The organism is Wolbachia endosymbiont of Drosophila bicornuta, from assembly GCF_028982105.1.
Lineage (GTDB): Bacteria > Pseudomonadota > Alphaproteobacteria > Rickettsiales > Anaplasmataceae > Wolbachia > Wolbachia pipientis.
Genome location: NZ_JAPQLF010000133.1, coordinates 1 through 11,908 on the forward strand (window position 1 = coordinate 1; position 11,908 = coordinate 11,908).

The following is an 11,908-nucleotide window of genomic DNA, read 5'->3' on the forward strand; positions in this document are numbered from 1 at the left end:
AGCTTCATAAATTTATTGTGCGTTACCTACTATCCGAAGAGCGATGCAACAAAGCCATTCCAGTGTCAAGGCGCTGGAATAACACTATTTGCTATGTGTTTAAGCTATAACGTTTACCATTGTACTGGTAGAATATCATCTAAAGTTACATAATGTTATCCAATTAGCTAACACTGCGGCCTACTGTCTCCAAGAAATTAGATGGAAAATTTGTACTTTTTTCAAATCAAAGCTTGAATTTTTGCCGGAAAATCAATATATTATATGCATGAAGTTTTAATTTAAGTTGTTATGTTGACCTCAATGGCAAACTTATGTGTCGATAGCAGAACCAATCTCATGCAATATATTGCTAGGGTGCAAAAATTTCCTATGCTGTCTCAAGAGGAAGAGGTACGATTAGCAAAAAATTGGAACCAATATAAGGATGTTTCTTCTGCTCATAAATTGATTACCAGCCATTTGAATTTGGTAGTGAAAATTGCAATGAAATTCAAAAATTATGGACTATTGTTGATGGACCTGGTCATGGAAGGAAATATGGGTTTAATGCATGCAGTGAAAAAGTTTAATCCTGATTTAGGGTTTCGTTTTTCAACTTATGCGGTGTGGTGGATTGAAGCTTCAATAAAAGACTTTATATTGAAATCTTGGTCGTTTGTGAAAATAGGCACAACGCAAGCACAAAGAAGATTGTTTTTTAGTTTACGTAAAATAAAAAAAAGAATTTTACAGTATACAAACAGGGAAACCTTAAATAATGAAGAAATAAAAGCAATATCTAATGAGCTTTCTGTATCCGAAGGAGACGTTCTGCAGATGAATTACCGTATGGCTTGTAAGGATCAGTCGCTAAACGATTGCATAAAAATAGGTGATGACTCTAAAAGGGAGCTACAAGATATGATCCCATGTAACTTGGTTAGTCAAGAAGTAACCTATCAGAATCATGAAGAAAAAGAATTAAAAGAAGCAATTTTAAACAATGCACTAGCGAGCCTCAACGAAAGGGCAAGAGACATTTTTATCAGTAGATATTTGTCTGAAAACATTCAAACTCTGGATGAACTTAGTAAAAAATATTGTGTTTCAAGAGAAAGAATAAGGCAGTTGGCTGAGCAGGCGATGGCTAAGGTAAAACAATATATACAATCTGAAAGTTTGAAATTTTGTTTGCATGCGTAGTTTTTTTATATTTCTAATATTTTTTTCGATAGGCGCTTTTGCATCGGTTAGTGATGTACAATTGAAGGAAAAATATAAAGATTGGCTCGTGTATACTGCATTGGAAGATGGAGAGAAAGTATGTTATATTGTATCCTATCCTAAAAAAAAAAGCGAATATTATACAACCAATCGCAAGCCGTATGTAATGGTTAGTTATGTTGATAAAAAAGCAGATGAGGTAAGCGTTACCTCTGGTTTTCAGTATGATAAGGAGCCTGTAGCTCTCAATATCGACAAAAAAATTAAATATACACTGCCCATAATACAGGGAAGTTTTGCGTGGGCAGAGCATACAAAAATAGATCAAGATCTCATTCTAAAAATGAAGCAGGGATTATCAATGGTAGTTAATGGAAAAACAAAAACAGTGACCATTGATGATACTTATTCCCTACTTGGTTTTCAAAAAGCGTATCAAAAAATGCATGATTTATGCCATACAAAGTAAATTATTGTAACAGAATACCCAGCTATAGTATAAACTAGACTACTCTTTCAATGGAAATATAAATAGCACTTTACTTTATATGGGATGTGGATATCATTTAAAATATGTTTTTGAGAGTTAGCAATGTCAGAGGTTGCAGGTGTAGATACAGAAATCAAAAAGCAAAATTCTGTGTGCGAGCAGATGCGTTTTAGCGTGAGTCGCACAAGTCTTTTAAATACATTATCCAGAGTAAGTGGAGTGGTTGAAAGGAGTAATGCAATAGATGTTTTGGCGTGTATAAATATCAAAGCACAACACGGCAGCATAAAATTAATGGCAACTGATCTTGACATTTCAATGTTTGCCTCACTTGCTGCAACCGTATTAGCAGAAGGAGAAGTAAAAATTTCAGCGCATACTTTACATGACATAGTGAAGAAGTTACCCGCTGATTTGGATGTCAATTTTGAATTAAACAACCAAGGAAAATTATTGATGTCTTGCGGAAATGCAAACTTTTCTTTACCGAATGTAGTTTCAAGCAGCTTTCCTGCTCTTGAAGAAGACAATTATAAACATGATTTTATTCTACTAAATACGGACCTGATATACTTATTAACTAAAACAAAATTTGCTGTATCACTAGATGATACAAGGTATAATTTAAATGGAATATATCTACATACAGATGAGCAGTTTCTGTACTGCGTTGCAACTGATGGGCATCGTTTATCATGTATAAAGAGGCCAAAGCCTGGGAACATCAATGGCGAATTTGGTGTGATCATTCCACGTAAAACTGTTATGGAGATGTTAAAAATATTGGACGATTGTAATGAAATTAATGTAAAACTCTCAGACAGAAAAATCAAGTTTACATGCGGTGAATATATTCTAATATCAAAATTAATAGATGGAACTTTTCCAAATTATAAAGCAGTTATTCCAGCATCTCAAGATAAGCATATGATTATTGAAAGTAAAAAACTTTCAGATGTTATAGATCGAGTTTCCGTTGTTGTATCTGATAAAGTAAAATCTATTAAATTCTCACTACAAGAAAAGCTGCTAACTCTGCATTCAAACTCCCAAGACTGCAGTGATGCAACTGAATCCATAGAAGTGGACTACAATGAAGCCCCTATAGAAATAGGGTTCAACTCGCGTTATTTGCTTGATGTTCTATCTTGCATAAAAAATAAATGTAAGTTTAGCTTAGCCGATGGTAATAGTGCTACAATTATCACTGATGAAGATGATTCAAGTGTATTATATGTAGTGATGCCAATGAGAACTTAAACTCGTCATCTCGCTGCTTGTTAGCGAGATCTGGAGATACTGCGGCGGTATGGCACTTATTTCACTAAGAACGTTACTTTTTATTAAATTAGTAATCTATCTTTGCCAAATACAAGCCAAAAGGCGGCGCGGTAACCCCAGCAGCACTTCTTTTGCATTGGCTTAATATATGTAGCATTTCTTGCGGATTGGTTCTATTTTTTCCAAATTCAACTAAAGTACCCGCAATAATCCTCACTTGGTTATGTAAAAAGGAAATAGCAGATATTTTGATGTGTATATGATTCCCGTTTTGTACTATATCGATATCATCAATTGTTCTTATCGGATTTGCGGCGTGACAATCTTTTGAATGGAAACTTGAAAGGTCATGTTTTCCAAGTAGATGTTTAGCAGCTTCACGCATAATATTTACATCAAGTGGACTAAACACTTGCCATACATAACCTGTCTCCAGAGCGGCAGGAGCATAGCGATTAACTATTCTGTATTCGTAATATCTTTTTTTTGCTGAAAACCGTGCGTGAAACGCATCATCTACAACTTCTACATTGAGCACGACTATAGGAATTGATTTTAAATGATAATTTATTGCATTTCTTATTCTATAAAGCTCAAATTCCTTTTCCATATCAAAATGAGCAACTTGTCCTAAAGCATGAACCCCTGCATCAGTCCTGCCACCACAGTACAAGGCAATTTTCTCACCACTAAAATTAAATATAGCATTTTCTATCTTCTCCTGGATTGAGTTAGCAGAGTGTTGCTGTTTTTGCCAACCAGAGAAATTACTACCATCATATTCTACCGTTATTTTGTATCGCACTGCATTACATCAAGCTCTATCTAAAATAGTCATTTTCTATCTTAACATAATTTATGGTCAAGCCTACAGTGCTGCCACTCCCATAAAGTAGTTCGTCCAATCTTAAATCTTGCTGCCACTGCTTCTCTGCTTTCTCCTTCGTCTAGCTCCTCCATTGCTTTTTTTCTTAAATCATAACTATATGCTGCTGGCATTCAACCTCCTTATCATTATCTATCCTTATCACATCCGGACTTCTATGAAAAGAGCTATAAATCGTGAAAAAGAACTGCTCATTAAGTGCTGTTTGCTTAATAAATTTACTGACATTGGTATGGCTAAATTCGAAATGGCTACATGAATTTATCGTAAATTATTACCGTATAAGGTACGATGCGACAAAGCCATCCCAGTGTCAGCTACTCGGATGACACCGTCATAAAGGAACCAGTGTTAGCTACTTGGATGACAACCATTGTGCTTGAGGCAAAATTGACTATCACTTCTTTTTATAGAGCTTGCTCCAAACTTTGTTGTTAGTTAATACAAAAAACACTGTTAAAATTATAAAATACGCCACTACTTTTAATCCAAGTTTATGCCGGCGCTCTAATTCTGGCTCTGCTGCCCATTGTAAAAAATTTATCACATCATACGCCATATTTTCAACTGTGGCTTGCCTTGCACCATCATATTCCACCATTCCTTCAGAAAGTGGTGGCGCCATAGCTAATCTGCCTGTTGGAAAATACGAATTAAAATATAAATCATTTTCATCGTGTTCGCCGTTTTGATAGCCTGTTAACAATGAATAGACATAATTTGCACCATCATGCCTTGCTTTAATAATTAATGATAAGTCTGGTGGGACTGCACCATTGTTGCTTGCTGCAGCTGCTTCTTTTGTATCAAAAGGCGCAATAAAATAATCCGAAGGTACTCCAGGTCTGTCAAACATTTCACCCAAATCATTCGGACCATCTTTAACTTGATAAGAAGCTGCTATTTGTTTTACATCTTCTTCAGAAAAACCGACATCTTGCAAATTACGAAATGCTACCCTATTCATTGAATGACAAGCAGCACAGACTTCTTTATACACTTTATAGCCACGCTGAATTGACTCTCTATCGAAAGATCCGACAATTCCATCAAATTTCCAGTCTATTTTCTTATTTGGTGATGATTTAAATTCTTCTGCAGATATAAGACTAGATAGAAATAACATGCAGAAGATTGCAAATACATTAGATCCCATGCATAACCACTGTTTTAGTAAATTTCGAATTGATGTCATGCAAGTAGCTGACACTGGAATCCAGCTTATTTCATCACTGACATTATGGTTATCATGCACTCCTAGAATCTGTTGTCCATTGCATGATTTGTAAGTATTTTTATACCTGGATCCCAGTGTCAAGCACTGGGATGACAACGGAAGATAGTGGAATGACACTGTGTGTTGTATACAACGTTCATACAATTGTGTACATGATGCTGGAATCCATTTATTTTTTTTCTGGATCCCAGTGTCAAGCACTGGGATGACAAAAGAGGGCTCTGGGATGACAGAAGAGAGCTCTGGGATGACAGAGAATTTTGTAAGAGATCTGCTTTGAATTGACATCACCTCATCTCCGGCACAGAATCACTTAAGGTTTTTGGTGGTTCTTTTGGCTTTTCATACTTACTAAGCAGTGGTAAAACTATCACAAAGTATGCAAAGTAATAAAGAGTAGATAGCCTACTCATAGTGACGTAAGGCTCTTTTACCTCCTGTCCTCCAAGCCAGGCAAGAAGTACAAAATTTATTGCAAAAACCCAAAAAAATTTCTTAAACACCCGGCGATAAGCACCACTTTTAACTTTTGATTTATCAAGCCAAGGTAACAAAAACCACACTAAAATAGACGCAAACATGGTAAGCACACCAGTAAGTTTATCTGGAATTGAACGTAGCATTGCATAAAAAGGTAAAAAATACCACTCTGGCACTATATGTACCGGAGTGACCATAGAATCAGCTTCTATATAATTGTCTGGATGCCCAAGATAATTGGGAGCATAGAAAACAAATGCGAACAAAACTACAAAAAACAGACCAAAAGTTATGCAATCCTTGACTATATAATAAGGATAGAGAGGGATGGTATCCTTATCTGATTTTACCTCCACTCCACTTGGGTTACCAGAGCCAAACCTATGCAGAGCTATCACATGAAGCATAGCTAAAGCAATAATAACAAAAGGCAGAAGATAATGCAGAGCGAAAAAACGATTAAGTGTTGGGTTATCCACTGAAAAACCACCCCATAACCATATAACTATTTTATTGCCAATTAAAGGTATAGCAGAAAATAAGTTGGTTATAACTGTTGCACCCCAGAAACTCATTTGTCCCCAAGGCAATACATATCCCATAAAGGCAGTTGCCATCATTGCAAAAAACATAAATATTCCAATAAACCACACCATCTCTCTCGGTCTTTTATAAGATCCGTAATATAATCCACGCATTATATGAACATAGACTACCATAAAGAAGAGCGATGCTCCAACAGCGTGAGTGTAGCGTATTAACCACCCGTAATTCACATCTCGCATTATGCGCTCTACACTATTAAACGCATAATCAACATGCGGAGTGTAGTGCATAGCAAGAAATATACCTGTTATTATTTGTAAAATCAGCGCTATACCAGCCAAAGAGCCAAAGTTCCAAGCATAATTTAAGTTTTTTGGCACTTGGTAAGAAGCAGCGTGTCTTAGAAAAGAAAATATAGGCAATCTATATTCCATCCATCCTAATATGCCTTTTTCTTCTTTTATTGTTTCTTTTTTGTTATCTTCCTGCATAACTTAAACCTTTCTGAACACATGTCCATTGCTACTTTTATCTTATTTTTTTATTGTAGCAACTTATCCTTTACGCACAAATAAAAACTTTAAAGCAATATTAATTACCTCTTCAGCAACCTGTCACGTGCTGCGTTTAATTTTTGTGCAAAATATTCCGAGCCTCCTTTATCTGGGTGAACTAATTTCATTAAATTTTGATATGCTTTATTGATTTCATTTTGGTTCGCTCCAGAATCTATTCCTAGCACTTTAAATGCTCCATCTCTGAACATGTTACTACTACCAGACCAGTATGATTTTGTCTTGTAAATTTATTCAACAACCCTATTCTAACTATATAATGAAAGATTATCTACAAAGTGTTTATGAAGATGGTATGAAAATCCAACTATCTAAAGTCAACAAATATTTATTAGTTTTACTGATTACTGTCTCAGCATTTCTCATATCTGGGCAAGTATCCAGTTCAAGCAATATCGAGAATGATTTTCAAGATTTACAAGAAAAATTACCATTACTGAAAGATCAGGATTTGTTATTTTTAGATCCAGCTTCAGCTTTAAATTATGGTGATAGGGCAGGTAAAAAAGTGTTAATGGTTATAGTTCACCATACTGAAACATCAACACCAAAAGGTACAAAAGATACGCTGAATGCTAGAGGATTGTCAGTTCATTTTATTGTCGATAGGGATGGCAGCATCACCTTAATGGTTCCATTAGAGAAAGAAGCATGGCATGCTGGTATTAGTTATGCAAGAGTTAAGGTAGATGGTAAGCTTGAAGAGTTACAGAAGCTTAACAACTATTCTGTAGGTATTGAAATTGTAAACACAGGACTTGAGCCTTTTCCGGAAGAGCAAATGAGATCTGTTAAAGAGCTGATTTTATACCTTATGGAGCGTTTTAAAATTAAAAGGGATATGATATTTAGTCATTCTGAAATAGGAACTATAGTGTATGATCCAGAGCTTGGCTATACAATGCGTAAACCAGATCCACACAAATTGTTTGATTGGGAGTTATTAGAGAAAAATGAAATTGGATTGCACATAAGTGACAGAATAAACCCTAAAGATGCTAAACACAAAATGGGCAAAACATTGTATAAAGCAGGTGATAGAAATGAAGGTATTTTGAAATTAAAACAAAGGCTGAACAGATTTTTCTATAAGATAGAACCTTGGAATGATAAGAAAGGTAATGTAATTTTTCCTGATAATAATGCTGATTACTCAGATGAGTTTGATGAGAATTTTGTATGGGTTATTTATCAGTTTTCAATACATAATTTACCAAGAGAAATTAGAAAAGATCTACCTCTTAAACTAGAACAAGCAGATATATTTCCTGAATTCTTTAGTGAATATAGTCATGGCATTTCTTCTAGTTATCTAATCTTTAGTGAAAAAATTAAATCGACTCTACAACCATGTTTAAGCAAAGTAGATTATGAGAATTTATTATCTTCTCTTGCACAATATGAGAATAACATTTCTCCTGATGCATCTACCACTTTAATGTACAAAATTAAGTTATACTATGATTCTTATTTAAGATATCGCATATGGTCTTCACTCTATAAACCATTTAAGCTTAATGTATTGGAAGAGTTAGAGATTTTAAAGAGTGGAGTGTTATCTTTAAAATCACTAGATAGCTCTAAAGCTGCAGAAGTTTCCAGTTTAATTGATAGCTTTAAAGTAGATATTTCTTTAGAATTTCAGGGTTTTGAAAAACAGTGGTTTCAGGAGTTTAAGAATGCTTGGAGACAAGAATTTATACCTTCCCTGGAAGAACAGATAACATGGACTGCACTACATGAAGCAATATTGGAGTATTTAGAAAAAGCAAAAGAAGAAATTCGTTAAACGAAAACTTTTTTTAAGATCACTTTTTTAACAATTTATCACGTGCCGCATTTAGCTTTTGCGCAAAATATTCCGAGCCTCCCTTATCTGGGTGAACTAATTTCATTAAATTTTGATATGCTTTATTGATTTCATTTTGACTTGCCTCAGGATTCAGCCCCAGTATCTTTAATGCTTCATCCTCGGACATGTTATCACCAGTGTAATTTTCAGTACAACTTCTACTGCTATTAAATTCGTTCAAAAACTTACTCAATATAGAGTTCATCATGAAACTCATATTATTTTTTTTTGTCAGGAAAAGAAAAAATACAACAACGCTAGGCAAGACAAATGTAATTACTATGAATACTAAAAAAAGAAAAAAGATGAATGACATGTATATTTTTTTATCATTTTATGATTAAATAGTAACAATTATAATTGTCATGGTAAATAACATGTTCATCCAGATTGAAGAAACACCAAACCCAAATACGCTAAAATTCCTTCCTGGATTTGAAATTTTAAACGAAGCAGAAACGGCTGATTTTTCAAATGCAAATGAGATAAAAAATTCTAAACTAGCAGCAAATCTTTTTCAAATAGAACATGTGGTAAGAGTGTTTTTTGGTCATGATTTTATTTCAGTAACAAAATTGGGTGGAATTAATTGGGATACATTAAAAGTAGAAATTTTAACTACAATCATGGATCACTTTACTTCAGGTGGAAAAGCACTAGATAAAGAAGGAGTAAATGATAATAATATACCGGATGAAGAATTTTTCGATGAGAATGATATAGAAATTGTAAATAGAATAAAAGAATTGATGGAAAGTTATATCAAACCTGCAGTTGCTCAAGATGGTGGCGATATCAAATTTCGTGGCTATAAAGATGGAATAGTTTATGTTGAGTTGCAAGGAGCTTGCTCTGGATGCCCAAGTGCTGCAATTACTTTAAAGCAAGGAGTGCAAAATATGCTGAGCTACCACATACCAGAGATTGCAGGTATAGAGACCACACTATGACTAATCAAACGGTTAGAGGAACAAAAGATCTCCTGTTTGATGAATGGTACAAGTTTAAATACATAGAGCAAACAGCAAACAGAATCTCAAGTTTATACGGCTTTTTGCCCGCCCAAACTCCAATATTTGAATACACGGAGGTTTTTACAAAAACCTTAGGTGATAGCTCAGATATCATCACTAAAGAGATGTATAGCTTCAATGATAAAGGGGGAAAGAGCATAACTTTACGTCCTGAGTTCACTGCAGCGATTGTCAGGCTACTCATTGAAAAAAAACTGCAAACACCGATAAAATTATTCTCAACAGGACCTGCATTTCGCTATGAAAGACCGCAAAAGGGAAGACAAAGGCAATTTCATCAGATAAATTTTGAGGTTTTTGGCATAGAAGATCCAAAAGCTGATATTGAATTGATATCACTCGCTCAGCACTTACTAACTGAATTTGGCATCAATAAAAATGTAAAGCTGGAAATCAACTCTTTAGGTGATGGTGAAACAATAACTAAATATAGAGAAGCTTTGATCTTATACTTTACAAAGTATCAAAATGATCTATCAGAAGATAGCAAAAATAGGTTGATCAAAAACCCACTCAGAATACTGGATTCCAAGGACGAGAAAGATAAATCAATAATTTCTGATGCGCCCAAAATCAGCAATTATTATACGAAAGAGTCCTCAGATTTCTTTGAACAAATACTAAATGGATTAACAATTCTCGATATACCTTATACCGTAAACAATAAACTAGTTCGAGGTTTGGATTATTATTGCCACACAGTGTTTGAGTTTGTTACAGAGGATTTAGGTGCACAAGGGGCAGTTTTTGCCGGTGGAAGATACGATAATTTAGTATCTTCAGTAGGTGGAAAACACACTCCAGCAATAGGATTTGCATGGGGTATTGAGCGCATAATGGAGTTAATCAATTATTCTACGAAAGAAGAGCGACCTATTTACCTAATTCCAATCGGTAGAGAGGCTGAAAAACATGCTTTAACACTTGCAAATGAATTGCGCAGAAATGGTTTATATGTAATCTATGAATATAGCGGAACGCTCAGAACCCGAATGAAAAAAGCAAATCAAGCAAATGCTAAAGCTGCTTTAATCTTTGGCTATGAAGAATTGAGTAGTAAAACTTTAAAGATTAAAAACATGGATACAGGTGAAGAAAAAATAACTGCTCGCGATAACACAATAGAAAATATCTATTAGGAGCAATGCAAATGTTTTTCTCAGTCAGCTATAGAAGAAAATTCGTCTGCACAAGAATTTCTCATAGTATTCAATGTATCATAATCTGTAAAATCTAATTTTACCGGTGTAATAGTAATAAATCCTTCTTTTATTTTATTTATACTACCACTGCCTGAGTGCTCTCGAGACCAATTTAAGCTAAAAGAGCCATTCGAATTTTCAGTAAAAGTTAAATCCCCATCAATGTTATATTCACCTTGTTCAGCAAATTCTACTCCTTTTACTTTTTCCGTAGCAGGAAAATTTACACTCATCACTATGTTTTTAGGCCAACCAACCTTAACTAGCTTGGCAATAACCTTTGGTGCAAAAACCTTTGTATTGTGCCAGTCTATTTTATCATGATAAACTTGGCTTAGCGCAATAGAAGGTATAGACCTTGCAGCACCTTCCATTACAGCACCAATTGTTCCTGAATAACAAATATCGTCCCCGACATTTGATCCAATATTTACTCCGGACAATATTAAGTCTGGTTTTTTATTCATAACTTTATTTAGCGCAATAATGACACAATCTGCAGGAGTACCAGACACACTAAATTCCCTTTCACTATGTTGTTTTATTCCAATAGATTGTTTCACTGGATAATCAAGAGATCTTGCAGCTCCGCTTCTATCAGTATCTGGTGCCACTATCCATATTTCTGACGCAAAATTCCGTGCAACCTCTTTGAGTAATTTTATTCCTTCACTTCCAAAACCATCATCGTTTGCTATTAATATTATCATATACAATGTTCAGCTATACAGCTCCAAATTATGTAAACCACTGGCTGTAAATAAACTCATGAGGCTTTAAGTTTCTTTGCATAACTGCGAACTGTAACAAAGAACCTGCTGTAAATCAATAGATTTCTTGCACAGGCCATAACTGTCATTACAATAGAAACGAAAAAACTTACTTGACAAACTCCGCCAGCGCCCTTATCATGAAACTGAAGCTATTGTATTTGCTTTCGCCAATCTGCAGATTAAAAGGTAAGGATTACTTAATGTATCGGCGTCTTATGTTCAATTTTTTGCAGTATATAGGTACTGTATGTCTTTACAAAACTTCATCTACATCTGGATTTTTATCTAAATAAGCTGAACGCGCTTATAAAGCGTTACAAGACATCAAAAAATGCCAATACTCGAC

At 34.7% G+C, this 11,908-nt stretch carries 12 protein-coding genes and 2 pseudogenes; 7 read left to right on the forward strand and 7 right to left on the reverse strand.

Translation table 11 applies throughout. The features are described 5' to 3' along the window. The first annotated feature begins 291 nt into the window (after nucleotides 1–291). The 3 genes from OZD68_RS05725 (at nucleotide 292) to dnaN (ending at nucleotide 2,956) form a co-directional block, all read left to right on the forward strand. A complete protein-coding gene (locus tag OZD68_RS05725) occupies nucleotides 292–1,185 on the forward strand; it encodes an RNA polymerase factor sigma-32 (protein ID WP_041582625.1) in 894 nt (297 codons plus the stop codon). Further along, a complete protein-coding gene (locus tag OZD68_RS05730) occupies nucleotides 1,178–1,675 on the forward strand; it encodes an invasion associated locus B family protein (RefSeq protein WP_006279310.1) in 498 nt (165 codons plus the stop codon). Before OZD68_RS05725 ends, OZD68_RS05730 begins: the two co-directional genes overlap by 8 nt. A gap of 123 nt (nucleotides 1,676–1,798) precedes the next feature. Continuing rightward, nucleotides 1,799–2,956 (forward strand): DNA polymerase III subunit beta, encoded by a 1,158-nt coding sequence (dnaN, locus tag OZD68_RS05735; RefSeq protein ID WP_182309765.1) that lies wholly within the window; start codon nucleotides 1,799–1,801, stop codon nucleotides 2,954–2,956. A gap of 88 nt (nucleotides 2,957–3,044) precedes the next feature. Here dnaN and truA read toward each other — a convergent pair whose 3' ends face one another. Together truA and OZD68_RS05745 are read right to left on the reverse strand one after the other, a co-directional pair. Then, nucleotides 3,045–3,782, reverse strand: coding sequence for a tRNA pseudouridine(38-40) synthase TruA (gene truA, locus OZD68_RS05740; protein WP_182309766.1), 738 nt, complete (start codon nucleotides 3,780–3,782; stop codon nucleotides 3,045–3,047). 71 nt (nucleotides 3,783–3,853) lie between these two features. Beyond that, a pseudogene (locus OZD68_RS05745) lies at nucleotides 3,854–3,976 on the reverse strand (IS630 transposase-related protein); the annotation flags it as partial. Nucleotides 3,977–4,023: 47 nt separating this feature from the next. On the opposite strand from OZD68_RS05745, the pseudogene OZD68_RS06825 reads away from it, so the two are divergent. Continuing rightward, nucleotides 4,024–4,122: pseudogene (locus tag OZD68_RS06825) on the forward strand (IS5 family transposase); the annotation flags it as partial. A 138-nt stretch (nucleotides 4,123–4,260) separates the two neighbouring features. Here OZD68_RS06825 and OZD68_RS05755 read toward each other — a convergent pair. From OZD68_RS05755 to OZD68_RS05765, 3 genes are all read right to left on the reverse strand, one after another. Further along, nucleotides 4,261–5,019 carry a cytochrome c1 gene (locus tag OZD68_RS05755; RefSeq protein WP_010963022.1) on the reverse strand — a complete coding sequence of 253 codons (759 nt, stop codon included), beginning with the start codon at nucleotides 5,017–5,019 and terminating at the stop codon, nucleotides 4,261–4,263. Between the two features lie 368 nt (nucleotides 5,020–5,387). Next, complete coding sequence (locus tag OZD68_RS05760; RefSeq protein WP_182309769.1) at nucleotides 5,388–6,617, reverse strand: cytochrome b; 1,230 nt, start codon at nucleotides 6,615–6,617, stop codon at nucleotides 5,388–5,390. Between the two features lie 104 nt (nucleotides 6,618–6,721). Continuing rightward, entirely contained in the window at nucleotides 6,722–6,868 is a 147-nt protein-coding gene (locus OZD68_RS05765; protein WP_244663040.1) for a J domain-containing protein, read from the reverse strand. A gap of 92 nt (nucleotides 6,869–6,960) precedes the next feature. Between OZD68_RS05765 and OZD68_RS05770 the strand changes: the two genes are divergently transcribed. Next, nucleotides 6,961–8,490 (forward strand): N-acetylmuramoyl-L-alanine amidase, encoded by a 1,530-nt coding sequence (locus OZD68_RS05770; protein WP_259366075.1) that lies wholly within the window; start codon nucleotides 6,961–6,963, stop codon nucleotides 8,488–8,490. A gap of 19 nt (nucleotides 8,491–8,509) precedes the next feature. On the opposite strand, the gene OZD68_RS05775 is transcribed toward OZD68_RS05770, so the two are convergent. Then, entirely contained in the window at nucleotides 8,510–8,770 is a 261-nt protein-coding gene (locus OZD68_RS05775) for a J domain-containing protein (RefSeq protein ID WP_259366076.1), read from the reverse strand. 160 nt (nucleotides 8,771–8,930) lie between these two features. On the opposite strand from OZD68_RS05775, the gene OZD68_RS05780 reads away from it, so the two are divergent. Continuing rightward, nucleotides 8,931–9,503 carry a NifU family protein gene (locus OZD68_RS05780; RefSeq protein WP_182309771.1) on the forward strand — a complete coding sequence of 191 codons (573 nt, stop codon included), beginning with the start codon at nucleotides 8,931–8,933 and terminating at the stop codon, nucleotides 9,501–9,503. Next, nucleotides 9,500–10,726, forward strand: coding sequence for a histidine--tRNA ligase (gene hisS, locus OZD68_RS05785; RefSeq protein ID WP_182309772.1), 1,227 nt, complete (start codon nucleotides 9,500–9,502; stop codon nucleotides 10,724–10,726). Before OZD68_RS05780 ends, hisS begins: the two co-directional genes overlap by 4 nt. Before the next feature lie 20 nt (nucleotides 10,727–10,746). Here hisS and surE read toward each other — a convergent pair whose 3' ends face one another. Beyond that, the gene (surE, locus tag OZD68_RS05790; protein ID WP_182309773.1) at nucleotides 10,747–11,499 is read right to left on the reverse strand and encodes a 5'/3'-nucleotidase SurE; all 753 of its coding nucleotides are present in this window, start codon (nucleotides 11,497–11,499) and stop codon (nucleotides 10,747–10,749) included. Nucleotides 11,500–11,908 lie beyond the last annotated feature (409 nt).

Excerpts from the sequence above, each read along its gene's own strand:
- OZD68_RS05780 (WP_182309771.1), top strand. The coding sequence starts at position 8,931 with ATGTTCATCCAGATTGAAGAAACACCAAACCCAAATACGCTAAAATTC.
- OZD68_RS05775 (WP_259366076.1), bottom strand. The coding sequence starts at position 8,770 with ATGAGTTTCATGATGAACTCTATATTGAGTAAGTTTTTGAACGAATTT.
- dnaN (WP_182309765.1), top strand. The coding sequence starts at position 1,799 with ATGTCAGAGGTTGCAGGTGTAGATACAGAAATCAAAAAGCAAAATTCT.
- OZD68_RS05755 (WP_010963022.1), bottom strand. The coding sequence starts at position 5,019 with ATGGGATCTAATGTATTTGCAATCTTCTGCATGTTATTTCTATCTAGT.
- OZD68_RS05725 (WP_041582625.1), top strand. The coding sequence starts at position 292 with ATGTTGACCTCAATGGCAAACTTATGTGTCGATAGCAGAACCAATCTC.
- OZD68_RS05730 (WP_006279310.1), top strand. The coding sequence starts at position 1,178 with ATGCGTAGTTTTTTTATATTTCTAATATTTTTTTCGATAGGCGCTTTT.
- OZD68_RS05760 (WP_182309769.1), bottom strand. The coding sequence starts at position 6,617 with ATGCAGGAAGATAACAAAAAAGAAACAATAAAAGAAGAAAAAGGCATA.
- hisS (WP_182309772.1), top strand. The coding sequence starts at position 9,500 with ATGACTAATCAAACGGTTAGAGGAACAAAAGATCTCCTGTTTGATGAA.
- OZD68_RS05770 (WP_259366075.1), top strand. The coding sequence starts at position 6,961 with ATGAAAGATTATCTACAAAGTGTTTATGAAGATGGTATGAAAATCCAA.
- surE (WP_182309773.1), bottom strand. The coding sequence starts at position 11,499 with ATGATAATATTAATAGCAAACGATGATGGTTTTGGAAGTGAAGGAATA.